Origin of the sequence: Burkholderia sp. FERM BP-3421 (genome assembly GCF_028657905.1) — a bacterium.
Lineage (GTDB): Bacteria > Pseudomonadota > Gammaproteobacteria > Burkholderiales > Burkholderiaceae > Burkholderia.
Window position 1 is genome coordinate 1,587,906 of the sequence record NZ_CP117781.1, and the last position, 22,318, is coordinate 1,610,223.

Sequence of the window (22,318 nt, forward strand, 5' to 3'; positions counted from 1 at the left end):
GCAGGCTTGAGAGGGCGGGAGGTACCTTTTCAAGTGCTCGCTGGAGCGTTTGCGAAGCTGGAAACAGCCGACATGGGTGCCTCGATGTTCGGCTGTTTCTTTGCCGCTGAATGTGGCTGGCGTCGCAAGCGCTGGTTCAGCGTGGTGGAACTCCGGCTCAACCTTGAGCTTCCGGGGCGAGTGCGTGTTGCTCCAGGACAGCGATCACCACCCCTGCTAGATCCCGATTTTCCCGTAATCGCTCGATCGTTATTTCCTGTAAGCGGCGTAGCGCAGCATTTCGCGTTTCGTTTCCGTGCGCCATCACGTATCTCATGGAGGCCTGCGCGTTCTCGTGGCTCAGTTCCTTGATTGCGTCGAGAATGATGGGCAGGCGCATGCAGATTTCCACGACGACTTGATCCTCCGGGAGCCCTCGTCCCATCATGTCGTTCCCGATGATCGCTGCAGATTTTTGAAAGCCAATGCCAAGTGCATTGGCCGCGTGCCGGATCATGGTATGGACATTGGGGTCTGCTCCGGCCTGAGATAAAGAGCACGCCGCGCTAATCGCGGCGAGTATCAGTGCGATCGCGCTTTCTTTTGTGAGTTTCGTTCTGCGAGGGGGATTTGTTTTTCGCTTTCGTGGTCTGTTATTAGCCATTTTGATGAAGTCGTCGTTGAACAATCGGAATTTATCGGATTGAGACTCAATCGGGACAGCCTTCGGGGAAAACAATCTCAGTTTCACACGGCTCGATGGCTACCGTCACGCAGAAATGCTTCGAGCGTTGGAGCTAAGTAGGCTTCCCTGATTGAACGGCGGCCGCCTATTCGCTCGTGTCGAATCATGAGTGCGTGTTAGTTGAGCTTTTGATCACAGTCATCACCCTGTTCGACGCATCGCCCCGATTCTTACCACTTCCATCAACCCAACCCCACGCAAACCGGCAAAACTGACCGCCCCGGCCTAAAGTTTTCCCTTCCCGGGCCGTACTTACATCCACGGGGCGCGCTCCGGAGGGGGCTTGTCACCAATGCTTTCATCCGGTTACAGGCGGGCCGGCCTAATTTTGAGATGCTTGGCGGGTTGCACGCGGGGAGTTGGATCGAGCATGAAGAAAGGCGGAATGACGAAGCGCGCGGCATGGCTGCCGGGCATGGCGGTTGCGTTTGTCCTCGCGGGTTGCGCGGGGCCGCAGACCACGACGCCGCCCGACGAGGCGAGTGCGTCGGCGGCGCAGCCCGCCTCGGCGGCTGCGCCGGACGCCGCCTCGGCCGCCGGCGTCGCAGCAGCGGCCAAACCCGCGCCGATCCGCTATGTGATCAAGCGCGGCGACACGCTGACGACGATCGCGAAAGCCAACAACTGCAGCGTTCAAGACCTTCGCGCATGGAACCGGCTCGGCCGTCGCAGCCGGCTCGCGGCAGGGCAGGTACTCAGGATCGTCCCGCGCGTCCAAGTCCAGCAAACCGCGCAAGCCACCCCCGCAGCCGCCCCGACAACTACACCCGCCCCCGTCGAGCGCGGCGCCGCGCGCCGCATCGCGCAAGATGCCACCCGCCACGCCCAGCGCGTCGCACTCGCGTGGCCGGCGCAGGGTTCGGTCATCGAAGGTTTCACACCGGGCCGCAATCGCGGCATCCAGATCTCCGGCCGCCCCGGCGATCCGATCCGTGCGGCGGCGGCCGGCCGGGTGATGTACGCGGGCGTGGGCCTGAACGGCTACGGCACGTTGATCCTGGTTCAACACAACGCGGATTTCCTCACGGCCTACGCGCACAGCCGCAAGCTGCTCGTAAAAACCGGCGACGTCGTGCGCCAGGGCGACGCGATCGCCGAAATGGGCGACGTCGACAACGGTCAGGTCGCGGTGCTGTTCGAAGTCCGTCGCGACGGCCGCCCGGTCGACCCGATGCCGTACCTGCCGGGCAAGCAAAGCCAAAGCTAGACGCCGCGGCACACGCCGGCTCGCGCAATCTTTTCGTTTCGCTTATCGTGACGATCCAAGCGCGCCCACCCGCACGCGTCCCGCTTCACGTTTTCCGCTTGCCGCCATGCGTCGTCTTCCTCCGCTGAACGCCCTGCAAATCTTCGTTGCGGCGGCGCGCCACCGCAGCTTCACGCGCGCGGCCGATGCCCTGTGCCTCACACAGGGCGCGGTCAGTCGGCAGATCCAGTCATTGGAGGCGCATTACGGTTTCCCGCTGTTCCGCCGCCAGGCGAAGGGCCTGACGTTGACGGCGGAAGGGGAGCAACTGCTGCCGGTCGTCGCCGACAGCTTCGCGCGCATCGAGGAGATTTCCCTGCGGCTCACGCGTCAACACGCGGGCCTGGCGCTGAAGGTGCCAACCTGCGTGATGCGCTGGATCCTGCCGCGCATGACGCGCTTCCAGGGCGAGCATCCCGATCCGCAGGTGCAGATGACCACCAGCTGGCAGCACGAAGTCGACTTCCAGCGCGAGCCGTTCGACGCGGCGATCGTCTATGGCGTGTCGCCCGGCGCCGGCGTGCGCGCGGTGCCGCTGTTCGACGAGCGCCTGACACCCGTCTGCACGCCCGAACTGCTCGCCGAAAAGCCGCTCGTCGGCCCGGCCGACCTCGCGCAACACACGCTGCTCCACCCAACCCGAGACCACCGCGACTGGCGCATGTGGCTCGACCACGCCGCCGTGACGAACGTCGATCCCGCTCACGGGCCCAGTTTCGAAACGCTGGACCTGGCCACCCAAGCCGCCCTACAGGGTTTCGGCGTGGCGATCAGCGACGTCACGCTGAGCGACGACGACGTCATTGCTCGGAGGCTCGTGAAGCCGTTCGACATCGAACTGCGCACGGGCGCGCGCTATTACTTCGTCTATCCGGACAGCGCCGCCCGCTCGCGCCAGGTCGCGCTGCTCAGCGAGTGGCTCGCCGCCCACCGTGCATAGCAGGCGCCGAGCCGTCGAGATTACTGATAGGTAACGACCGCGATCAGGCGTTGGCCGCGATCGTGCTGGTTCGCGGGCACGCCGATCGGCTGGCTGGCTTCGGTGAAGCGGACGGTGCGCAGGACCTTCTGATTGTCGTTGTCGACGAACGCGACGTTGCCGGAGGCGGGGCGCGGGCACGCCGAGCGCAGTTGAAGCCGATCCGCCGGCGCGGCGGCGAGGCTGAAGTTGCAGGGCGGTTCGACGATCATGCCGGAGAAGCGGATCATGCCGCTTTGTGCGAGTGCCGCGCCGCACAGGCTCAGCAACGTGGCGGCAACGGCGAAAGACGCGAGGGTCGGGCGGCGTAGCATGTGTAGCTCCTTCGATTGTGCGCAGCGCGGCCAAGGTTCTCGACGAACAGCAGTCCGATACGCCACGGTGCTCTCTGCGTAAACGACATTTCCCGGAGAAACTTAAGCAGTATTCAGCGAAGCTGACGGTTAGATCATACTTGTCCGAATCACAAGTGAAAGATAGAAATGCGAATGATCGAGGGCAAGTCAGGAGACTACGTACGCGTTTAAGCGGATGGTCGGCGTCGACGGATGGCGTTGTGCCGAGACAGGCAAAAAAAACGGCCTTCCGAACAGGAAGGCCGCGGCTTGCAGCGGTATGCGCGCGAGGCGCGCCGTGCTTCAGCGCATCACGTCGCGCGCTTGCGGATCGCGCCGTAGGCGAACAGCAGCACGATCGCGCCGATGATCGACGCGATCCAGCCCGCGCCCTGGCCGGGCTGATACCAGCCGGCCGCACGGCCGAGGTAGCCGGCGATCACGGAGCCCGCGACGCCGAGCAGGATGGTCATCAGGAAGCCCATCTTGTCGTCGCCGGGCTTGATGGCGCGCGCGAGCAGCCCGACGACGAAGCCGACGATCAGTGTTTCGATGAGTTGGATCATGAAAAAAAGCCCCCCATTGTTGACAACAGCAGATCATCATAGACCGTTGCGCGGCCGCGGAGTTCAGCGGCGCGCATCGCGTCAGGCGGCCGATGCCGCATGCCGACGGTAACCCTGGGTCGCGCGCAGCAACCCGCGCGTGTAATCGCTCGCCACGCGCCCCGCGCGAATCGCATCGACGTCGAGTTGCTCGACGAGCGCACCGTCGCGCATCACCGCCACCCGCCCGCACAGAAACCCCACCACCGCGAGGTTGTGGCTCACGAGCAGCATCGTCAGCGCGCGTTCGCGATGCAGGCGTCGCAGCAGGTTCAGAATTTCCGCTTGAACGGAAACATCGAGCGCGGATGTCGGTTCGTCGAGCAGCAGCACGCGCGGCTCGACGATCAGCGCCCGCGCGATCGCGACGCGCTGCCGCTGCCCGCCCGACAGCTGATGCGGATAGCGGAACCGGAACGACGGATCCAGGCCGACTTCCTCGAGCGCGCGCCCGATGCGCGCATCCGGATCCGGCAGGCGCTGGATCGCGAGCGGCTCGCGCAGCGTGGTATCGACCGTGAAGCGCGGATGCAGCGACGCATACGGATCCTGGAACACCATCTGGACGTCGCGCCGTAGCGCGCGATCGCGTGCGCCGTCGGGCGTGCGGCCGTCGATGGCCAGGGTGCCGGCCGACAACGGCGCGAGGCCCGTCAGCGCGCGCAGCAGCGTCGACTTGCCGGAGCCGGATTCCCCGACGAGGCCGAATGCCTCGCCGCGCGCGATGTCGAGGCTGACGTCGCGCACCGCGTCGACGTGGCCGCCGCGGGTCGGGAAGCGTACCGAGGCATGGCGGATTTCGATCATCGCGGTTCTCCCGTGAGCCAGGCCGGATCGCGCCGCAGCACCGGCAGCGCGTCGGGCGGATCGGCGAGCGGCGGCGTCGCGGCGAGCAATCCGCGCGTATACGGATGGCTGGCATGCGCGAGGTCGCGCGCCGCGCAGGTCTCGACGACGCGCCCCGCATACATCACCGCCACCCGATCGCAGAACGACATCACGAGCGGCAGGTCGTGGCTGATGAACAGCAGCCCGGTGTCGTGGCGCGCGACCAGCGCGTCGAGCACCGCCAGCACCTGCATCGAGACCGCCACGTCGAGCGCGGAGGTCGGCTCGTCGGCGACCAGGAGGCGCGGCCCGGTCGACACCATCATCGCGATCATCACGCGCTGCCCCATGCCGCCCGACAGTTCATGCGGATACGCGGCCGCCACCCGGCGCGGCTCGCGGATCTCGACGGCGGCCAGCGCGTCCTCGATCCGCGCGCGCAGCGCGGCGCCGCGCAGGCGCGGCTCGCGCAGCCGGAACGCCTCCGCGAGCTGCGCGCCCACCGTCATCACGGGATTCAGCGAGAACTTCGGATCCTGGAGGATCATGCCCATTTCACTGCCGCACAGCCGGCGGCGTTCGCGCGGGGAGAGCGCGAGCAGGTCGCGGCCGGCGAAGCGCAGGCCGCGCGCGCGCCAGTGCGCGCTGTCCGGGAGCAGGCCGAGCAGCGCGCGGCCGGTCAGCGATTTGCCGGAGCCCGATTCGCCGACGATGCCGAGCCGTTCGCCGGGCGCGAGCGTGAGCGACAGGTCGCGCACGGCCTCGATCTCGCGGCCGTCATGGCCGCGAAAGCTGACTTGCAGCCCGTCGATCTCGCATAGCGGCGGCGGGGCGGGCGTTGATGGAGGCGTCATGTCAGGCTCCATGGCGCGGGTCGAGGACGTCGCGCAAGCCGTCGCCGAGCAGGTTGAAGGCGATGCTCACGAGCAGGATCGCGCAGCCGGGCAGCGTCGCGACCCACCAGGCGTCGAGCAGCACGTTGCGGCCCGAGGCGACCATGAAGCCCCATTCGGGGCTCGGCGGCTGCGCGCCGAGCCCGAGGAAGCCGAGCCCGGCGACGGTCAGGATGATGCCCGCCATGTCGAGCGTGGCGCGCACGATCACCGACGACAGGCACAGCGGCATCACGTAGCGCAGCAGCAGGCGCGGGCCGGACGCGCCTTGCAGGCGCGCCGCGTGCAGGAAGTCGGCCTGCGCGATGCGCAGCGTCTCGGCGCGCGAGAGGCGCGCATAGGCGGGCCACGCGGTCAGAGAGATCGCCACCACCGCATTGAGCACGCCCGGCCCGAGCGCGGCGGCGAACGCGAGCGCGAGCACGATCTTCGGGAACGCGAGCGCGATGTCGGTGAGGCGCATCAGCACGCTGTCGATCCAGCCGCCGCACAGGCCGGCCGTGGTGCCGATCAGCAGGCCGATCGGCACCACGATCGCGACCACCAGGAAGGCGATGCCGAGCGTCAGCCGCGCGCCGTCCATCAGCCGGGACAGGATGTCGCGGCCGAGCTGGTCGGTGCCGAGCCAGTGCGCGGGCGTGCCGGGCGGCAGGAGCCGATCGGGCAGCACCTGCTGGAGCGGGTCGTGCGGCATCGCGAACGGCGCGATCAGCGCGACCACGACGAGCGCGGTGAGGATCGCGAGGCCGAACAGGTTGAGCGGGTTCGCGGCGAAGCGCCGCCAGCGCCGGTAGGCGAGACCGAGCGCGGCCTGGCGGCGCGAGCGCGGCGCGTCGGTGAGCAGCCAGGCGCGCAGGCCGGGAGGCGCGGGCGGCGGGACGGGGGAGTCGGGAAGCGTGGCCATGAGGGTCGACGTAGGCGGAGAGGCGGGCGCGGCCGGTTCAGCGGGCGCGCGGATCGAACACGCGATACAGCGCGTCGGTCAGGAGGTTGACGGTGATGAACATCGCGCCGATCACGAGCGTGGCGCCGAGCACGGCGTTCATGTCGGCGTTCAGCAGGGCGCCCGTCAGGTAGGAGCCGATGCCGGGCCACGCGAACACGATCTCGGTCAGCACCGAGCCTTCGAGCAGGTTGCTGTAGGTGAGCGCGATCACCGTGAGCAGCGGCACCGCGATGTTGCCGAACGCATGACGCCAGATCACGCGGCGCTCGGATACGCCTTTCGCGCGCGCGGTGACGATGTATTCCTGGCTCAACTGGTCGAGCATGAAGGAGCGGGTCATCCGGCTCAGGTAGGCGACGGAGTAGTAGCCGAGGATCGCGGCGGGCAGCGCGATGTGCGACAGCGCGTTGCGGAACACCTCCCACTCGCCGGCCAGCGCCGCGTCGACGAGCAGGCTGCCGGTGCGCGGCTCGACCATGCCGTCGTACAGCGGATCGAGCCGGCCGGGGCCGCCGACCCAGTGCAGTTTCGCGTAGAACAGCAGCAGGCCCATCAGGCCGAGCCAGAACACCGGCACCGAATTGCCGATCAGGCCGACGAACCGGGCGGCGTGGTCGAGCGGCCGGTTGTGGCGGACCGCGGCCGCGACGCCGAGCGGCACGCCGAGCGCGATGCCGATCAGGGTGGCCAGCGTCGCGAGTTCGAGGGTCGCGGGGAACACGCGGCGGATGTCGTCGAGCACCGGGTTCGCGGTCAGGAGCGAGATGCCGAGTTGGCCGTGCAGCACGTCGCGCGCATAGATCATGAACTGCGTCGCGAGCGGCTGGTCGAGGCCGAGCGCGATGCGCTGGGCCGCATAGGCGTCGGCCGACGCGCGATCGCCGAGGATCGCGAGCACGGGATCGATCGGCACCTTGCGGCCGATCACGAAGGTCAGCGCGAGCAGGCCGGCGAACGTGACGGCGAGCGTCAGCGCCCAGCGCAGCGCGCGCAGCAGCGCGCGCGCGGCGGGCCGGCTGCGCGGCGAGCGGGGAACCGGGTCGGGCGCGGGCGTCATGGCTGCTTGTTCAGGTTGCGGTACGAGACGAGATCGTTGATCGGCCCGATCGCGAGGCCGCCGACGCCGGGCCGGGTCGCGACCTGCGCGACCTTCTGGAACAGGATCACGAACGGCGAGTGCGCGAGCACGTCCTGCTGCATCGCCTGGTACAGCTGCGCGCGCCGCGCGGCCGACGGCTCGGCGAGCGCGGCCTGGGTCCGCGCGGTGAGTTGCGGGATGGCCCAGGCGTTGCGCCACGCGAGCATCCGGTAGCTCGACCGGTCCGAGTTGTCCGGGTTCCAGGCGAAGCCCTGCGCGTTGCTGTGCGGGTCGATGTAGTCGGCCGACCATTCGCCGATGTAGATGTCATGCTGGCGGGCGCGGTACTTCGCGAGCGTCTGCTTGTTGTCGCCGGGGATCAGCCGCACCTTCACGCCCGCCTGCGCGAAATTCGCCTGCACGGCCTGCGCGATGTCGGTGTACGGGTAATCGTTGCGCACGTCCATCGTGACCGTGAAGCCGTCCGGCACGCCGGCCTTGGCGAGCAGCGCCTTGGCCTTCGCGACGTCGAGCCGGTATGGATTGCGCGCGAGCGCGCCGAGGAAACCGTCGGGCAGGAAGGTCTGGTGCACCTGGTAGGTCGTCTCGACGACGTGGCTCTGGATGCCGCTGTAGTCGACCAGCCACTTCAGCGCCTCCTGCACCTCGGGTTTCGCCAGCGTCGGGTTCTTCGTGTTCAGGCCGAGATAGAGCAGCGTGGCCTGCGGCGAGGGCGTGACCTTCGCCTTGCCGCTTTTCTGCACCGCGAAGAGATCGTCGGGGCTCAGGTCGCGCGCCGCGTCCACGTCGCCGTTTTCGAGCAGCAGGCGCTGGCTGGCCGCTTCGGGCACGTGGCGCAGCACGATGCGCTTCATCGCGAGCGGCAGCCGATAGCCGTCGAAGCGCTGCAGCACGAGGCTGTCGTTCGCGGCCCACTTGACGAGCCGGTACGCACCCGAGCCCGCCTCGTTGGTCTTCAGCCAGCCGCTGCCGAAGTCGCCGCCCTGCTGGTGCGAGAGCAGCAGCTTGCGGTCGAGCACCGACGCGGGCCAGGCGCCGAGCACGTTGAGCACGAAGGTCGGCGCGTATTTCTGGTCGGTGGTGATCGAGACCGTCGTGTCGTCGAGCTTCTTCACGCGTTGCAGCACGTTCGCCTTGGTGAGCCCGAGGCCCGCCAGCACCGCGGCCGGCCCCTTGTCGAGCAGCACCGTGCGCTGGATCGACCAGGCGACGTCGTCGGCCGTGAGCGGGTTGCCCGAATGGAACGCGAGGCCCGGGCGCAGCTTGAACGTGTAGGTGAGGCCGTCGGGGCTCACCTGCCACGATTGCGCGACGTCGCCGTTGAATTTCGCCGGGTCGGCGAGATCGACGCGCACGAGGCGGTCATAGGTGTTCGCGACGTATTCCTCCGGCACCAGCTCGTAGATCTCGCCCGGATCGAGCGAGGTGAATTCGTCGAGCAGGGTCGCCATCACGAACATGTCCTTCGGCGTGGCGGCGCGCGCGGGGGGCGGCGCGGCAAGGCAGGCGGACGCGACGGCCAGCGCGAGGGCGAGCCTGGGCAGCAGGGGCTTCATGCGAACTCCGGAAGTCGGTGAATCATGGGCGGGACATGGCCGGGGCGGAGCGGCTTCACATCAGCCGCCACGGGCCGCAGTCGGCATGGCCGATCTGCGGCAGGGCGCGCGCGTCGGGCAGTTCGTAATGCCACCACTCGCCGGCGATATGCGCGAAGCCGGCCGCGCGCATCACGCCGAGCAGCAGCAGGCGGTTGCGCTGCACGGCCTCGGGCAGCCCGTCGCGGAAATGCTGCGAGTCGGGCGTCATCTCGTCGAAGCCGGTGCCCATGTCGAGCGCGTGGCCGTCCGCGCCGACCAGCGTCAGGTCGAGCGCCGCGCCGCGGCTGTGATTGGAGCCGCGCGCGGGATCGGCGATGTAGGCTGGATCGGGCAGCCAGTTCCACAGGATGCGTTGCGCTTCGGGCGGGCGGTACGCGTCGTAGAGGCGCAGCCGGAGGCCGGCCTGCGCGGCGATCCGCACCGCGCGGCGCAGCGCCGCCGCGGCGGCGGGCAGCAGCAGGCAATGCGCATGCCGGTAGATCGGCCGGCCGGTCAGGTTGCGGTCGGTCGCGTAGACGAGATCGAGCTCGACGTCGTGCGCGGCGGGGGTGATTTCGACGAGGCGGGATGGGGTCATGGCGCGGTGCCTCAGGATTCGAACTGATCGAAGGCGCGCTGCAACGCGCGGTTGCGGGCAACCCGGGCGTCGACGGCGGGACCGAGCCGGTCCACCACCGCCGTGATCAGCAGGTTGAAGAGACAGGTGAGCGGCGCGAGCGAATCCCAGAACTGGCCCACGTCGGTCTTGACCTGCAACAGGTCGCAGCGCAGCTCGCGCGCCCAGGCGCAGTACGGGTCGGTGACGAGCGCGAACGGCACGCCGCGTTCGGCGGCCGCCGTGCAATAGCGCCGCGCGATCCGTGCGTAGGCGCGGATGTCGGTGACGATGCAATAAGGCTGCGCGAATTCCGAATTCAGCGCATCGACGTAGGCGCCCGACAGGCCGTCGACATAGAACACGCGCGGGCGCAGGTATTCGAGGTAGCTCTGGAACGCATTGCTGACGCCGCGCGTCGACTGGATGCCGAGGATGTATACCGCGTCGGCCTGCGCGATGCGGTCGGCGACGCGCGCGAAGACCGGGCCGTCGGCCAACTGGTAGACGTGGCGGATCGCGTCCAGCTCGCGCGCGAGCGAGGCGTCGAGCGTGCGGGCCTCCATCGCGGGCGCCGTGCGCCGGTGAGCGTCGAGGCGGTCGGTGATGAGCCAGGGCCGCTCGGCGTCGCCGCGCAGCTCGCGCTTGAGGTGATCCAGGTTCCGGTAGCCCACGCTGCGCAGGAAACGGCCGACCGAGATGCCGCTGGTGCCGGTTTGCTGCGCGATCTGGTCAGCCGTCTCCAGACCGAGGCGATCCAGGTTCGCGAGCATGTAGCTCGCGATGCGCTTCGCCGTGGGCGTCAGGTCGGCAAAGCGGGCTTCGACGGTCTCGGCGAAGGCGGGCGGCATGAGGGTGTGTTAGATATTTGTCGTGTGTGGCGAAAATGTCATTCATCTAACGAAGTCAAAATAATGCGCGCCAGCTTAAAAAAACTATGGTGCGGGGACGATGATAGCGTCTCGCGTGTGCTCGCGGGCGACGGGGGCGCTACAGCAAGGGCATCTCGCCCATGCGGGGCGGACGCCGGCACAGCTCGCGGCGGCTGCCGCGGCCGCGCAGCACGATCTGGATGAATCCGCTGTGCGGCGCATAGGGCGCGAAGAATTCGTCCATCACGACGGCGAACGTATGCAGGCTGCTCGCGACGAAGGCGGCTTCGTCGAGCGTGAGCGTGATCTCGACGCCGCGCACGAAGGTGGAAACGGGCTTCACGGCCATCCATTGCATGACCGCGCGGTGCGTGAGATCGACGATGCCCTCGATCTGCGGCGCGTCGCCCGCGTTGCCGCGCAGCAGCAGACCCTTGAGCGCGGCAAGCCCGGCGGGCAGCAGCATGACGACGTGCGGCGCGAGGCCGGCGATGAGCCGCCAGTGCGCACCGCGGCCTTGGCGCGGCGACTGCCGGGGCGAGGCGGGGCGCAGCATCGCGATGCGCGCGGCGAGGTTGTCCTTTTCGTTGAGCAGGTCGCCGTCCGGCGCGCCATAGGGCAGCGTGCGCGGCCGGTCGCCGTTGGAGCAGGTCAGCCTCAGGCTCAGTTGATCCGCGTCGGGCGCGGTCGGTTTGCCGTCGAGGTCGACGAGCGTGATCGCGAGCGCGCGGTCCGCCGGCCCTTGTGTTTCGGCGATCCAGAAGCACGCGCTGCGCGACGCGGCGCGGCCGTGCCCGAGCGACCAGTAAGGCGGCACGGGCGTGCCCGCGTCGCTGCCGGGCGCGCTCCGGCGCAGCATGCCGACCGCGTCGACCGAATGCACGTCGACGCCGCTCGCGCGCAGCGTCTGCGGCGCCACCGGGTAGTGTGCGACGCCCGGCTTGACGGCGATCGGCGCGCCGTCCAGTTCGAACAGGTTCACGATCGGCGTGCAGAACAGGTTCAGGTGCGCGGCCGCGACGGCGTCGAGCGCGCGCAGGGCGGGCGCGTCGTCGGCCGCGCCGCTGATCGGCAGATGCAGCGTGAGGTGGCGGCACGGGCCGGCCGCGCGCGCGAGCCGCGCGAAATCGAGATCGACGAAGGCGAACTTGGCCGGGAAGGCGAGATATTCGCCGAGCAGGCGCGCGGCCGGGTGCGAGTACTCGGGGGGCGTCGCGAGCGCGTCGTGCGCATCGAAGCCGGCCGCGGCGAGCGGCACCTTGGCGAGGGGCTTCCAGCGGCCGTCGCGGTCCACCTCGATGAAGGAGGCGGAGGCCCTCAGCAGCAGCGCATCGTTGAGCGCGGCCACGAGCATCGGGTCGCCGTGCAGATGCAGGCGCACGGTCGGCGCCACGCTCGCGGGGAACGGGCGTTCGGCCTGCGACGGCGTGAAGCCGATCGACAGGATCCCGGCGGTGCGCTCCGGCAGGCGTGCATGCGAGGGCGCGTTCGAGGGCGGCCCGTAACGCGCGTCGGCAACCGTCAGCGCCGTCAGCACGACGTCGTAGGCGGTGCGGAAACGGCAGGCGCCCACCCGGCTTTCGAGCTGCGTGCCGCGCGGCACGGTCATGTCGGTCGTCAGTTGGCCGGCTGCATCGCCGGGCTCGAACCGGGCGATCGAACAGGCGGGAAACGGGCGCAGCGTGGCGGGATCGAGCGTGCCGAGCAGGGCGTGGGTGAAGGCGGGGATGTCGTCGTCGAGCACCTCGCCGATGCGCGCGCCGAGCAGCGCGAACGATTGCACGAGGCGCTCGACATGGATGTCCTCGGCATGGCCGTCGCTCACCGCGAAGCGCGCGGCGATCTTCGGGTGCCGCAGCGCGAACGCGCCGAGCGACTCGCGCAGCAGCGCGAGTTCGCGTTCGTAGTAGGGCAGCAGGTTATCCATGTGGGCGTTCGCGGATCGGGGCGGGGTGGTGGCTTCGGGCGCGGTCGACGTCAATGGCCGCTCATGCGCCGCGCCGACGGTTCCCATTCGCACGGCGGCGCGTCATGCCGACGCCGACGTGGAACGCGCAGCCGGCGACGGTCGCCCGACGCGGCGCGCCCGGCGGGCGGTTGCCGGGACGCTCGGGCGCGGCGGCGTGGGGCACACGATCCGTCATGGGGCGTTTCCAGGGGGAGGGCTGAGCCCGGCGCGGAATCGCAGCGGGCGGCGCGCAACGGGGCGCGCCGGACTGCGGCTGCTCGGGCGCGTGCAGGTACGCGGGATGAGGGGGAGCCTGGGATCGAGCGGCCGCCCGAGGTTCGCGCCGGCGGGGTGGTCGATTCGAGGCGCGCGGCATTCACGCCGTCGAACTCAAGCGCGCCGGATTGACGGCTTGCGACGCGCGCGGCGCAATTCGATAAATGGCATTCCGCTTTGAAACGGCGGCAATACGATTCCCGGAAAGCGGGGGACTTCGGCATGATTCGAACGTAACCCGGTGAAAGGTAAATGTCGGCGCGGCATGCATCACGTTACGGCTCATCAATATAATGCGCGGTTCAATTTAAGGCCATTCGGTCGATCGAGGTTCGGATTTCCGGATATTTTGCGGAATTAATGTTGCCAGGCAAGAAAGCTTGAATTATTTACCTTTCCGAAAAATTATGATCTGGCTCGATTTGTCGAATTTACCGGATCGTATCGGCTGGTGCTGGCGGTTGCGTTGCTCGACGAAATGGCAGTGGTTTTAAAGGCGGCGCGGCGCTATGATGCGTCGTCTTAATCGGCGCCAATAATTCGATATTCGGGGGCGATAATGCAAATGTCAGATATTGCGGGTTTCCTGAATCTGCAAAGCAGTCGCCCGCTGACGATCAAGACATGGCTTTCCGGAACCGTCGCATGGGAGTTCGGCGATTTTCAGTGCGCCGAGGGATTATCGACGCCGTTCGACGTGCGGCGCGGTCCGGTTCCGCGCGATTCCAACATAACGGTGAAGCCGTTGATCGGGCCGCCCGCGACGGTTTCGCCGCAAGCATCGAGCGGCAGGTCCGGCGGTTCGGCGCGGCATTGTCACGGCTGCGCCGCGCCGTTCACGCACGAAGACGCCGAGGGCGGGCCGCGCGGCTTTGATTCCTCCGGTCGGGGCGACGAACCGACGTGCTTCCGGTTCGACGCCCCGGCCACGAGCGCGGCAAGGCGACGCTGATTCTCGACAGCAGCGGCCCTTTTCCCGCACGGGGCGCGCATCGCGTTCGACGGGGCGGCGCCGATCCGCATCAACGGCAACAAGGTGGACATCCATTCGCAGCACCGACGGGCGACGGTCCGGACAACGGGGAGAGGTTCCATGGGCAAGATCGAGAGACTGCACGTGCTGGACGAACACGCGGAGGCGCGTACCGATGGCGACATCGCGATCGGTACGATCACGTGCGTCGATGCGCTGCGCGGCGTGTACGTCGACTACCCGGGCAATCCAGCGGGCACGCCGCTCGCGGCGCTGTGCGCCGCGGCGCTCGATGCGGCGGCGGTGGGGCGTCAGGCTGCGCTGCTGTTCCAGCAGGCGGACCCGCTGCGCCCGATCGTGCTGGGCCTGATCCGACGATCCGTCGAGCCGGCGGGCGCGCTCGCGGGGTCGCTCGCGTTCCAGTCCGCGCATGACCTGTCCTTGCGGTGCGGGGCCGCGAGCCTGTCGCTGAGCCGCGACGGGCGCATCGTCTTGCGCGGCAGCACGATCGCGAGCTATGCCACCGGCACGCAGCGCCTGCGCGGCGCGACGGTCGAGATCAACTAGGCGCGCGCGTGCTGCAGATCGTCAACGCGACGCCGTTCGCTGCGGAGCGCGCGGTCGTGTACAACGCGGCCGGCGACCACATCTGGGTGGTCGTGATCAAGGCGACCTACCGCGTCGAACCGGATGGTTCGATCGAGCTAGCCGACGCGCAGGAGCCGGTGATGCGCGCGCCCGAGTACTTCGGCGAGGCCGGCGCTTCCACGCTGCGACGCGACGCCGAACTGGTCTATGCGCATCCCGGGACGGCCGTGATCGTCAACGCATCCGCTCATGCGCCGGACGGTGCGCCAGTGCGGCGGCTCGACGTGGGTGTCGAGGTGGGGCCGCTCGCGCAGCGGCTGCGCGTGTTCGGCAGCCGCCGCTGGGAGCGGCGCTTTACCGGAGTGCGCAGCTCCGAGCCGGAACCGTTCGCGCGGGTGCCGCTGCGCTACGAACAGGCGTTCGGCGGCGTGTGCGCGGACGACGACAGCGTCTACGAACCTAATCCTGTCGGGTGCGGCTACTATGCGAACGCTGCTTCCGCCGTCGATCGGCCGTTGCCGCAGGTCGAGGCGCCTGCGTCGCTGATCCGCAGTTGGCGGGGATCGACCGCCCCCTGCCGGTTGGGCTGCGATTCCGCCGGCATGGGCGGCGCGCAAGCGGCTGGCGGGTACGGCGGACGAACAGTGGATGCGGACCCGCGCACCGTTGGTTCCGGACGACTTCCAGCCCGCCTTTTTCAATGCGGGTGCGCCGGGCATGCGCACCGACGCGCCCCTGGTCGGCGGCGAGCGGGCGGTGCTGTCGCACCTCGCGCCGCAGGCGCGGCTTGCGTTCACGCTGCCGCGGGTGTTCTTCAATATCCAGTCCTACCTCGGGAAGCAACGCGTGCGGCAGGATGTGCAGCTCGATCGCGTCATGCTCGAACCCGACGATGCGCGCCTGATCCTCGTGTGGCGCAGCACGCTCAATTGCGGACGCGACGCGCGCATCGTGGACGTCACGCACATCGACACCAAACGCCATGCCTACGATCGCACCCGCTTCGGTATCTGAGCCGGCGTCCACGGCGACCGCGCCGGTGGCGTTCGCCGGATTCGGCGCGATCTGCGCGGCGGGCTTGAACGCAGCGGAAGCGGCCAACGCCGTATTGGCCGGATGCCCGCGCATCGCGCATTCACGGCGTCATCCGAGCGCGTGGCTCGGCGCGGACCTCGTCGTCGCGAAGCTCGACTGCCTGGACGACGACCTGCCGGTCGGCGAGCGCATCGTCGAACTCGGCCGGACGGCGCTCGCGCAGGCGCTGCGCGAGGGCGCTGGCGACCTCGACGCCGCGCGCGCGCTGCGCGCCGGCGTGCCGTTGCTGCTGGCCTTGCCGCCGCATCGCGTCGGCTTGCCGAAGACGAGCATGGGATCGATCGCGCGCGCGATCATCGCAGCTTACGAGGGCGCGGATCGCGAGGCGAGCCGTGTGTTCGATACGGGGCATGTCGGTTTCATCTCGGCGCTCGCGCTGGCCGCGCACTGGATCGGCGAGGGGGCGATACGAGGCCTGTGTCGTCGGCGCGGCGGATTCGCTCGTGGATCTCGACTATTTGCACTGGCTGGAACAAGGGCGGCGCGTGAAGGCGCGCGATACGCCGCATGGCTTCACGCCCGGCGAGGGCGCCGCGTTCGCCGTCGTGCGACGGGACCAGGGCGTCGCGGGCAGCGGCCGTCCGGGCGTGGTGCTGGGCGGCGTCGGCTTCGGCGCCGAGCCCGATCTGTGGTTCGAGGGCAAGGCGACGCAAGGGCGCGGCTTGACGCTGGCGCTGGCTCAGACTCAGGCGTCGGCGCCTGCCGGGGCGGCGCGCATCGATTGCTGCTACGCCGACTTGAACGGCGAGACATGGCGCAGCGCGGAGTGGGACTTCGCATTCCTGCGCAATGGGCATGCGTTCCGCAGTCCGCTCGACTTGCGGCACCCGGCCGAGGTGTGGGGAGATACCGGCGCGGCCTCGGCGGCGCTGAACTGTCTGCTCGCGCACCACGACCTGCTGGATGGGCTGGACGGCTATCGCCGCGCGATGGTGGCGGCCTCGTCCGATGTCAAACCGTGGCGCGCGGCGGTCCGGCTGGACTTGCGAGGCGCGGGAGCAAGCGATGATTCCGACAGTGATTGTCAATAACCTCACGATCGTGCATCAGCACAGCGACGGCTCGGTCATGAGCGCCGGGCCGGATTTCTGCAAGACGCCGGGCGCGGGCGTCGTGCCTTACGTGAATACCGCGTTCTCGAAGGATCTCGTGAACGGCTCGCGAACCGTGACGACGAACGGCGTGCCTGCCGCGCTGAAGGAATCCGAGTTCCGGCCGAGCTATGGCAACGAGCCGGGCGCGGGGGGCGGCGTGGTGTCCGGGGTCAACCGGGGCTGGGCGAAGTTCACGAACTACAGCTTCGACGTGAAGATCGAGCAGCGCAATGCGGCCCGCCTGTCCGATCCGATGATGATGAACGGCAATGGGCCGAACACCGGTAGCCCGGCAGAAACGCAGGGCAACCTGCTCGCGCAGGGTGGGTTGCTGTGCCGGATTTTTTGCTGGTGCGATCAGGACAAGGCGGACGAGGCCATGGGGAAGGATTTCGTGCAAAGGATGGGCGGGATCAGCGGCAGTATGGAAGCCTAGGAGAACATGATGGTGGACGACGAAGACAAGCCGCAAGGCAAGATGTCGGACAAGGAAAAGTGTTTCCAGGCGGCGTGGGAGGCGGTCAAGGGGGTCACGGACGTCGGCGGAATGAAGGTGGCGCCGCAGAGAGCGTGGGGGCTGGAAAGCGGCGGCTGGGTGTCCGGCTATGGCAACTGGTGGCAGGCGATCCGGAGCCTCATGGGCAAGGTCGCGAAACAGGTGCGCCGGCCCGACCTGACGATCACCGAGAACGGCAACACGAGCGTGGTGGATCTCAAGTTCACACGGGCCGACAAGACGCCGGACAAGTGGGGGACCAAGGTGGGGGCGAATGGAAACACGCAGCTCGATGACTACAACGACATCAATACCCAGGAAAACGGCGGCAAGGATCCTTATGGTGGGAAGCCGGAGCTGAGCGCAAAAAGCTGCGGATGCGGCGAAGGAACCAAAGTGGAGGCGCTCGTCGTGGCACCCGATGAGTCTTATGCGAAAGACAAGCTGCTGTTCCAGGGCATGGACCCACGGACGGTGGAGGCGATGCAGCAGGGGCTTGCAGCGGCAGGGCGCGGACTGCAGGGGCTCGGCGAGTTGCTGGGCGGGATGGGCGGGCGCGGCGTGATGGAAGGCGAGCCGATATTCGAGCTTCCCTGAAGAACGGACGAGTGAGATTCTCTATTCGATACCGATATGACGATTCTGGAAAACCTGACTTACGAAGAGGATGGCCTACGGCTTGCGGGGCCTTGTTTATGGTTCGAAATATTTTTCGAGCATGCTCAAGGCCCGGAAGTCCTCGACTTCTACGAGAAAGCGCGAGCACTGCTCGGCACGCGCCTGTCGCACTACGATCTCGGTGACGGCCGCACGAAGCGCTGGTCGGCGCGCGCGGAAACCTTGGTGCCGACCTGGTGCGGCAATCCGACCTATGCGCGCGGCAAGCAATATTTCATGTTGCTCGGCGGTGCGCCGGAGGGGACGAGCGACGCGCAAATCAAGATCGCATTCTGGCCGCGCAAACCGGATACGGAGCCTGAACCGGGCGATGTCTATCCCTATTCGTCGGTGGCGTGCTCGATTCCGCTGGACCATCCGCTGCTCGTCGAGGACGGGGTGATCGACTGGCTCGGCGAACTCGACATCGTGGCGAATCAAGCCTTCATTTCAGGGTCGTGTGGAATCGCCATGAATTTCTCGATCGACCTCCCTACGATGGAGCAGACCAACGAGGCGCGACGGCGTGTTGCCGCCGCGATCCAGCGTTACCCGGGCCTCGATGTGCCGGGCTACGGGATCGGCATCAAGAACCGCTTGCTGAGAATCGAAGCCCAGACCGGCGGCGATGCCCCACGATATGCGCGGAGAACCTTCGTCAAGCGTGTGAACTGGCTGACCTTTCTGAACCGGGATCAGGTCGCGTTGCTGGATGAGCAGAACCAATTCAGCAGCCGGATAGCAAACCTGCCGGATGTGATGGTCCGCGAGCTGAAGCACGGCATAGCTATCCGGGCGGGGGAACGGCCCAGCATCGGTGACACGGCGAAGGGCGACTGGGTGTCGGTTTACCAGTCGGTCGGCGCGTTGGTGAGGCCGGTGCGCGTCGAATCGGTGACCGGATCGACACTCGTTTACGCGCTCGAGCAGGATGGCGTCGCGCGATGGCTTGGCGCATTCGACACCCCGCAATGAATCCGGCCCCTTCCTGACGGAGGCAAGACGTGAAAGTCGATGTGCACGCAACGGGCGCGAAGCTCGGCGAGTTGCTCGAAGTCGATGACCTGCCGGTCGACGTTCGCGATCCGGTGCGGATGTTCGTGGATCTGGTCGACGCGGGATTTTGCATTCCCGCCACGCAGGGCGCTGCGACCCCGGGCACGCCCGCGCCGCGCGTAGGCTGGCTCGCCGAGCGCAGCGACGACGCGCCGCACCGCATCGCATGGCGTCTCGATGTCCCGGACGGCCTGCTCGGGCATCTGTTGATCGCGCGGAATCTGCTGCGCATGCGCGGCGTCGATGCCGCGTTCCTCGACGGCGACGCCGCGCACGGGACGCCGCTGACGATCGGGCGGGACTACCCGCGCTTGCCCGCCGCGCCGCCGTACCCGTTCCAGCTCGAACTCGACGAGTCGGCGCCCATTCCAGGCTGCACCGTCTCCGTGCAGTACCATGCACCGCTCGACGCGGCTCGAGCGCGCCAGCTGTGCGAGCAATTCTCCGTGTGGGGCAAGGTCGCGATGTGCGGCGGCTTCGCGCCCCCCGACGTCGATCCGTCCGCCGCCGGAACCCTGTTCGTCGCCGCGTTCCAGCAAGATCCGCGCACCATCGCGCTCGAATTCGACGTGTGCTTCGCCGTGGATTTCGCCTGTTTCGACCTGCTCAACGCCCGCTTGCTCCACGGGCATGCGGCGGGCGAAACCGTCGTCGACGTGATTGCCGAGTAGGTCATGACGGCGCTGTCACACGACGCCTTCGCGCAGGGCTTTTGCGAGGATCACTTCGACGAGCTGTTGCATCTTGCGCCGATGCGGATGCGCGGCTTGGAGACATGGGCGGTTCCGTCCGCGGAGCGCTTGCGCGTCGACAAGCGTTTGCTGGGCCACCTGCGCGGGCTGGTATCGAGGCCGGAGGCCGCGTGGCGCCGCCTGGACGCATGGGTCGAGCAGAACGGTCCCGGCGAGGTTCCGATGCTCGTCGCGGGATTGCTGGTGGGTTTCGACGCCCGCGCTGCCTGGCGCGATGCGCTCGCCGCGTGGCTCGATCATTGCGCGTCGCCGTATGCGCTGGCGCGGGAGTGGCAGCGCTGGGCGCGGCATGTGGCGAAGGACGCGGTATTCCAGCCGCCCGCCTCCGACGATGCCGCGATCGCGGCCCAGCTCAGGCTGGCGGCCGCCGTCACGCCCGAGGCCGCGGACGCCGCGGTCGCATCGATTCCGCATGTGTCGCCTGACAGTGTGCTGGAGGCGGTCGCGCGCACGGTCCTGGCCTTCGGCCTGCCGCGTTTCGAGCCGGACCTCGTCGCGCTCACGCGCGCGGACGCCGCGCCGGTTCGCGAAGCGGCGCAAGCCGCGCTGCTGCGTATCGCGCCGCAACGTGCGGCGGCTGCCGTCGATGCGCCGGCATGGGCGCATATCGACACGCCGGAGTGGTTCCTGCGCGCGGCGCTGGCGTTGCCCGGCCACCGGGTCGAAAGCTGGGTCGCCCGGCTCGACGCGGACGACAGGGCGCGCGAGGCGCTGTGGTGCGCGGCGGCCTCAGGATGCGCGTCGCTGCTCGGCTATGTGGAAGGCAAGACCGCAGACCCGGTGCTCGGGCCGCTCGCCGTACTGTGTCGCACCGCGCTGGCGGGCGAGGCGCCCGGGTCGGCGCGCCGCGAGAGCAGGGCGGACGCCGCGACGGAACACGCGTCGGCGCCCACCCACCTGCTCGATGGCCGCCCGGCCAGCGTCGCGCATGCCTGCGCGCTGTTGCGCGACGGCACGCAGTTGCAGCGCGTCATCGCCGGTTACTGGCTCGAAAGCCGGCACCCGGGCTATCACGCCGATCCCTGCGCACCGGCCTTTGCCTGGCCGTCGCCGCCGCGCGCGCCCGTCACGGCTTGGCCAGCGTCCGATACGACACGAAGTCGTTGATCGGCCCGATCTCCGGCCCCGTCACGCCGGGCCGCGTCGCGACCTGCACGACCTTCTCGAACATCACGATGAACGGCGAGCGATCGAGCACGTCCTGCTGCAAGCCCTGGTAAAGCTTCGCGCGCTTGGCCGGCGACGGCTCGACGAGCGCGGCCTCGGTCCGCGCGGTCAACTGCGGAATATCCCAGCTGTTGCGCCACGCGAGCATCTTGGTCTTCGACTGTTCCGAGTTGTCCGGATTCCATGCGAAGCCGCGCGCATTGCTGTTGGGATCCATGTAGTCCGGCGACCACTCGCCGATGAAGATGTCATGCTGGCGCGCGCGATACTTGCCGATCGCCTGCTTCGCATCGCCGGGAATCAGCTGAACCTTGATGCCGCCCTGCGCGAAATTCGCCTGGAGCGCCTGCGCGATTTCGATGAACGGATAGTCGTTCGGCATGTCCATCGCCACCGAGAACCCGTTCGGCAGCCCGGCCTTGGCGAGCAGCGCCTTCGCCTTCGCGACGTTCTGCCGGTACGGGTTCGCATCGAGCGCGCCGAGGAAGCCGTCGGGCAGGAAGGTCTGGTGAACCTTGTACGTCGTGCTGACGATGTTGTGCTGGATGCCGTCGTAGTCGACCAGCCATTTCATCGCCTGCTGCACCTCGGGTTTCGCGAGGTTCGGATTCTTCGTGTTGAGGCTCAGATACAGCAGCGCGGCGACCGGCCACGACGCCACCTTGATCTTGCCCGCCTTCGACAGCGTGGCCAGGCTGTCGGGGCTCAGGTTGCGCGCGGCGTCGACATCGCCGTTCTCGAGCAGCAGGCGCTGCGCCGACGCCTCCGGCACATGACGCAGCACGACGCGCTTCATCGGATACGGCGCGCGATAAGCCTCGAAGCGCTGCAATACGAGACTTTCGTTGGGCGTCCACTTGACCAGCTGATACGGACCGGAGCCGGCGTCGTTGCTCTTGAGCCATGCGTTGCCGAAGTCGCCGCCGCTTGCGTGCGACATCAGCAGCCTGCGATCGAGGACCGAGCCGGGCCCCGCGCTCAGCACGTTCAGCACGAAGCTGGGCGCGTACTTGCGGTCGGTTTCGAGCGACACGGTGAGGTCGTCGATCTTCTTCACCTTGCGCGCCACGTTGTCCTTCGTGAGACCGAGGTCGGCGAGCACGCCGGCCGGGCCCTTGTCGAGCAGCACCGTGCGCTGCAGCGACCACGCGACGTCGTCGGCCGTCAGCGGATTGCCGGAATGGAAGGTGAGCCCGGGGCGCAGCTTGAACGTATAGGTGAGGCCGTCGGCGCTCACGCTCCACGCCTGCGCGATGCGGCCTTCGAACTTGGTCGGGTCGCGCAGGTCGACGCGCACCAGGCGTTCATAGGTGTTCGCAACGTACTCGGACGGCACCAGCTCGTAGATCTCGCTCGGATCGAGCGTCGTGAATTCGCCGATCTGGGTGGCGATCACGAAGATGCCGGGGGGCGTCGCGGCGTGCGCGGCCAGCGTGGGGACGAGTGCGGCGCACGCGGCGGCCACGAGCAGTTTGGACAGCAGGTGCTTCATGCAG

Annotated in this window: 24 protein-coding genes and 1 pseudogene; 12 read left to right on the plus strand and 13 right to left on the minus strand. The window is 68.2% G+C overall.

Going from position 1 to position 22,318, the window contains the following annotated elements; all coding sequences use genetic code 11:
• Nucleotides 1-157: 157 nt before the first annotated feature.
• The gene (locus tag Bsp3421_RS09995; RefSeq protein WP_273995762.1) at nucleotides 158-730 is read right to left on the minus strand and encodes a hypothetical protein; all 573 of its coding nucleotides are present in this window, start codon (nucleotides 728-730) and stop codon (nucleotides 158-160) included.
• A gap of 364 nt (nucleotides 731-1,094) precedes the next feature.
• Between Bsp3421_RS09995 and Bsp3421_RS10000 the strand changes: the two genes are divergently transcribed.
• Both Bsp3421_RS10000 and Bsp3421_RS10005 read left to right on the plus strand, forming a co-directional pair.
• On the plus strand, nucleotides 1,095-1,931 hold the full coding sequence (locus Bsp3421_RS10000; protein ID WP_273995763.1) for a peptidoglycan DD-metalloendopeptidase family protein: 837 nt from the start codon (nucleotides 1,095-1,097) through the stop codon (nucleotides 1,929-1,931).
• A 106-nt stretch (nucleotides 1,932-2,037) separates the two neighbouring features.
• The gene (locus tag Bsp3421_RS10005; protein ID WP_273995764.1) at nucleotides 2,038-2,910 is read left to right on the plus strand and encodes a LysR substrate-binding domain-containing protein; all 873 of its coding nucleotides are present in this window, start codon (nucleotides 2,038-2,040) and stop codon (nucleotides 2,908-2,910) included.
• A 20-nt stretch (nucleotides 2,911-2,930) separates the two neighbouring features.
• On the opposite strand, the gene Bsp3421_RS10010 is transcribed toward Bsp3421_RS10005, so the two are convergent.
• From Bsp3421_RS10010 to tssF, 10 genes are all read right to left on the minus strand, one after another.
• A complete protein-coding gene (locus Bsp3421_RS10010; protein WP_273995765.1) occupies nucleotides 2,931-3,263 on the minus strand; it encodes a type 1 fimbrial protein in 333 nt (110 codons plus the stop codon).
• Between the two features lie 332 nt (nucleotides 3,264-3,595).
• Nucleotides 3,596-3,850, minus strand: coding sequence for a GlsB/YeaQ/YmgE family stress response membrane protein (locus Bsp3421_RS10015; protein WP_273995766.1), 255 nt, complete (start codon nucleotides 3,848-3,850; stop codon nucleotides 3,596-3,598).
• 81 nt (nucleotides 3,851-3,931) lie between these two features.
• A complete protein-coding gene (locus tag Bsp3421_RS10020) occupies nucleotides 3,932-4,696 on the minus strand; it encodes an ABC transporter ATP-binding protein (RefSeq protein ID WP_273995767.1) in 765 nt (254 codons plus the stop codon).
• Entirely contained in the window at nucleotides 4,693-5,571 is an 879-nt protein-coding gene (locus Bsp3421_RS10025; protein ID WP_273995768.1) for an ABC transporter ATP-binding protein, read from the minus strand. The genes Bsp3421_RS10020 and Bsp3421_RS10025 overlap by 4 nt, the downstream gene beginning before the upstream one ends.
• 1 nt (nucleotide 5,572) lies before the next feature.
• Nucleotides 5,573-6,514, minus strand: coding sequence for an ABC transporter permease (locus Bsp3421_RS10030; protein WP_273995769.1), 942 nt, complete (start codon nucleotides 6,512-6,514; stop codon nucleotides 5,573-5,575).
• A gap of 37 nt (nucleotides 6,515-6,551) precedes the next feature.
• Complete coding sequence (locus Bsp3421_RS10035; protein ID WP_273995770.1) at nucleotides 6,552-7,613, minus strand: ABC transporter permease; 1,062 nt, start codon at nucleotides 7,611-7,613, stop codon at nucleotides 6,552-6,554.
• A complete protein-coding gene (locus Bsp3421_RS10040; protein ID WP_273995771.1) occupies nucleotides 7,610-9,211 on the minus strand; it encodes an ABC transporter substrate-binding protein in 1,602 nt (533 codons plus the stop codon). The genes Bsp3421_RS10035 and Bsp3421_RS10040 overlap by 4 nt, the downstream gene beginning before the upstream one ends.
• A gap of 55 nt (nucleotides 9,212-9,266) precedes the next feature.
• Entirely contained in the window at nucleotides 9,267-9,830 is a 564-nt protein-coding gene (ddpX, locus tag Bsp3421_RS10045; protein ID WP_273995772.1) for a D-alanyl-D-alanine dipeptidase, read from the minus strand.
• Between the two features lie 11 nt (nucleotides 9,831-9,841).
• Entirely contained in the window at nucleotides 9,842-10,699 is an 858-nt protein-coding gene (sapR, locus tag Bsp3421_RS10050) for a sap1 transcriptional regulator SapR (RefSeq protein ID WP_273995773.1), read from the minus strand.
• Nucleotides 10,700-10,838: 139 nt separating this feature from the next.
• Nucleotides 10,839-12,647: a type VI secretion system baseplate subunit TssF gene (gene tssF / locus Bsp3421_RS10055; RefSeq protein ID WP_273995774.1), complete on the minus strand. Its 1,809-nt coding sequence runs from the start codon at nucleotides 12,645-12,647 to the stop codon at nucleotides 10,839-10,841.
• An 862-nt stretch (nucleotides 12,648-13,509) separates the two neighbouring features.
• On the opposite strand from tssF, the gene Bsp3421_RS10060 reads away from it, so the two are divergent.
• From Bsp3421_RS10060 to Bsp3421_RS10070, 4 genes and pseudogenes are all read left to right on the plus strand, one after another.
• Nucleotides 13,510-13,896 (plus strand): hypothetical protein, encoded by a 387-nt coding sequence (locus Bsp3421_RS10060; protein ID WP_273995775.1) that lies wholly within the window; start codon nucleotides 13,510-13,512, stop codon nucleotides 13,894-13,896.
• A gap of 141 nt (nucleotides 13,897-14,037) precedes the next feature.
• Complete coding sequence (locus Bsp3421_RS10065) at nucleotides 14,038-14,484, plus strand: DUF6484 domain-containing protein (RefSeq protein WP_273995776.1); 447 nt, start codon at nucleotides 14,038-14,040, stop codon at nucleotides 14,482-14,484.
• Between the two features lie 92 nt (nucleotides 14,485-14,576).
• A pseudogene (locus Bsp3421_RS34305) lies at nucleotides 14,577-15,005 on the plus strand (DUF2169 domain-containing protein); the annotation flags it as partial.
• A gap of 121 nt (nucleotides 15,006-15,126) precedes the next feature.
• A complete protein-coding gene (locus Bsp3421_RS10070) occupies nucleotides 15,127-15,519 on the plus strand; it encodes a DUF2169 domain-containing protein (RefSeq protein ID WP_273998343.1) in 393 nt (130 codons plus the stop codon).
• Between the two features lie 121 nt (nucleotides 15,520-15,640).
• On the opposite strand, the gene Bsp3421_RS10075 is transcribed toward Bsp3421_RS10070, so the two are convergent.
• Nucleotides 15,641-15,952: a hypothetical protein gene (locus tag Bsp3421_RS10075; protein ID WP_273995777.1), complete on the minus strand. Its 312-nt coding sequence runs from the start codon at nucleotides 15,950-15,952 to the stop codon at nucleotides 15,641-15,643.
• 91 nt (nucleotides 15,953-16,043) lie between these two features.
• On the opposite strand from Bsp3421_RS10075, the gene Bsp3421_RS10080 reads away from it, so the two are divergent.
• The 6 genes from Bsp3421_RS10080 to Bsp3421_RS10105 are packed head-to-tail and all read left to right on the plus strand — an operon-like array spanning nucleotide 16,044 to nucleotide 20,762.
• On the plus strand, nucleotides 16,044-16,631 hold the full coding sequence (locus Bsp3421_RS10080; RefSeq protein ID WP_273995778.1) for a hypothetical protein: 588 nt from the start codon (nucleotides 16,044-16,046) through the stop codon (nucleotides 16,629-16,631).
• On the plus strand, nucleotides 16,618-17,130 hold the full coding sequence (locus Bsp3421_RS10085) for a DUF4150 domain-containing protein (protein ID WP_273995779.1): 513 nt from the start codon (nucleotides 16,618-16,620) through the stop codon (nucleotides 17,128-17,130). Before Bsp3421_RS10080 ends, Bsp3421_RS10085 begins: the two co-directional genes overlap by 14 nt.
• Before the next feature lie 9 nt (nucleotides 17,131-17,139).
• Nucleotides 17,140-17,787, plus strand: a complete 648-nt coding sequence (locus Bsp3421_RS10090; protein ID WP_273995780.1) for a hypothetical protein — start codon at nucleotides 17,140-17,142, stop codon at nucleotides 17,785-17,787.
• A gap of 36 nt (nucleotides 17,788-17,823) precedes the next feature.
• The gene (locus tag Bsp3421_RS10095) at nucleotides 17,824-18,822 is read left to right on the plus strand and encodes a type VI immunity family protein (protein WP_273995781.1); all 999 of its coding nucleotides are present in this window, start codon (nucleotides 17,824-17,826) and stop codon (nucleotides 18,820-18,822) included.
• A gap of 29 nt (nucleotides 18,823-18,851) precedes the next feature.
• Nucleotides 18,852-19,574: a hypothetical protein gene (locus tag Bsp3421_RS10100; RefSeq protein WP_273995782.1), complete on the plus strand. Its 723-nt coding sequence runs from the start codon at nucleotides 18,852-18,854 to the stop codon at nucleotides 19,572-19,574.
• Nucleotides 19,575-19,577: 3 nt separating this feature from the next.
• Nucleotides 19,578-20,762 carry a hypothetical protein gene (locus Bsp3421_RS10105; protein WP_273995783.1) on the plus strand — a complete coding sequence of 395 codons (1,185 nt, stop codon included), beginning with the start codon at nucleotides 19,578-19,580 and terminating at the stop codon, nucleotides 20,760-20,762.
• Here the strand turns inward: Bsp3421_RS10105 and Bsp3421_RS10110 are convergent.
• Nucleotides 20,722-22,314, minus strand: a complete 1,593-nt coding sequence (locus Bsp3421_RS10110; RefSeq protein WP_273998344.1) for an ABC transporter substrate-binding protein — start codon at nucleotides 22,312-22,314, stop codon at nucleotides 20,722-20,724. The two genes, Bsp3421_RS10105 and Bsp3421_RS10110, sit on opposite strands and share 41 nt — an antisense overlap.
• Nucleotides 22,315-22,318: the final 4 nt, after the last annotated feature.

What these genes read in the sequence shown, in the direction of transcription:
- Bsp3421_RS10065 (WP_273995776.1), top strand. Translation starts at nt 14,038, where the DNA reads ATGGGCAAGATCGAGAGACTGCACGTGCTGGACGAACACGCGGAGGCG.
- Bsp3421_RS10090 (WP_273995780.1), top strand. Translation starts at nt 17,140, where the DNA reads ATGGTGGACGACGAAGACAAGCCGCAAGGCAAGATGTCGGACAAGGAA.
- Bsp3421_RS10035 (WP_273995770.1), bottom strand. Translation starts at nt 7,613, where the DNA reads ATGACGCCCGCGCCCGACCCGGTTCCCCGCTCGCCGCGCAGCCGGCCC.
- Bsp3421_RS10030 (WP_273995769.1), bottom strand. Translation starts at nt 6,514, where the DNA reads ATGGCCACGCTTCCCGACTCCCCCGTCCCGCCGCCCGCGCCTCCCGGC.
- Bsp3421_RS10005 (WP_273995764.1), top strand. Translation starts at nt 2,038, where the DNA reads ATGCGTCGTCTTCCTCCGCTGAACGCCCTGCAAATCTTCGTTGCGGCG.
- tssF (WP_273995774.1), bottom strand. Translation starts at nt 12,647, where the DNA reads ATGGATAACCTGCTGCCCTACTACGAACGCGAACTCGCGCTGCTGCGC.
- Bsp3421_RS10095 (WP_273995781.1), top strand. Translation starts at nt 17,824, where the DNA reads ATGACGATTCTGGAAAACCTGACTTACGAAGAGGATGGCCTACGGCTT.
- sapR (WP_273995773.1), bottom strand. Translation starts at nt 10,699, where the DNA reads ATGCCGCCCGCCTTCGCCGAGACCGTCGAAGCCCGCTTTGCCGACCTG.
- Bsp3421_RS10020 (WP_273995767.1), bottom strand. Translation starts at nt 4,696, where the DNA reads ATGATCGAAATCCGCCATGCCTCGGTACGCTTCCCGACCCGCGGCGGC.
- Bsp3421_RS10015 (WP_273995766.1), bottom strand. Translation starts at nt 3,850, where the DNA reads ATGATCCAACTCATCGAAACACTGATCGTCGGCTTCGTCGTCGGGCTG.
- Bsp3421_RS10110 (WP_273998344.1), bottom strand. Translation starts at nt 22,314, where the DNA reads ATGAAGCACCTGCTGTCCAAACTGCTCGTGGCCGCCGCGTGCGCCGCA.
- Bsp3421_RS10010 (WP_273995765.1), bottom strand. Translation starts at nt 3,263, where the DNA reads ATGCTACGCCGCCCGACCCTCGCGTCTTTCGCCGTTGCCGCCACGTTG.
- Bsp3421_RS10000 (WP_273995763.1), top strand. Translation starts at nt 1,095, where the DNA reads ATGAAGAAAGGCGGAATGACGAAGCGCGCGGCATGGCTGCCGGGCATG.
- Bsp3421_RS10025 (WP_273995768.1), bottom strand. Translation starts at nt 5,571, where the DNA reads ATGACGCCTCCATCAACGCCCGCCCCGCCGCCGCTATGCGAGATCGAC.
- Bsp3421_RS10060 (WP_273995775.1), top strand. Translation starts at nt 13,510, where the DNA reads ATGTCAGATATTGCGGGTTTCCTGAATCTGCAAAGCAGTCGCCCGCTG.
- ddpX (WP_273995772.1), bottom strand. Translation starts at nt 9,830, where the DNA reads ATGACCCCATCCCGCCTCGTCGAAATCACCCCCGCCGCGCACGACGTC.
- Bsp3421_RS10040 (WP_273995771.1), bottom strand. Translation starts at nt 9,211, where the DNA reads ATGAAGCCCCTGCTGCCCAGGCTCGCCCTCGCGCTGGCCGTCGCGTCC.
- Bsp3421_RS10105 (WP_273995783.1), top strand. Translation starts at nt 19,578, where the DNA reads ATGACGGCGCTGTCACACGACGCCTTCGCGCAGGGCTTTTGCGAGGAT.
- Bsp3421_RS10075 (WP_273995777.1), bottom strand. Translation starts at nt 15,952, where the DNA reads ATGCCCCGTATCGAACACACGGCTCGCCTCGCGATCCGCGCCCTCGTA.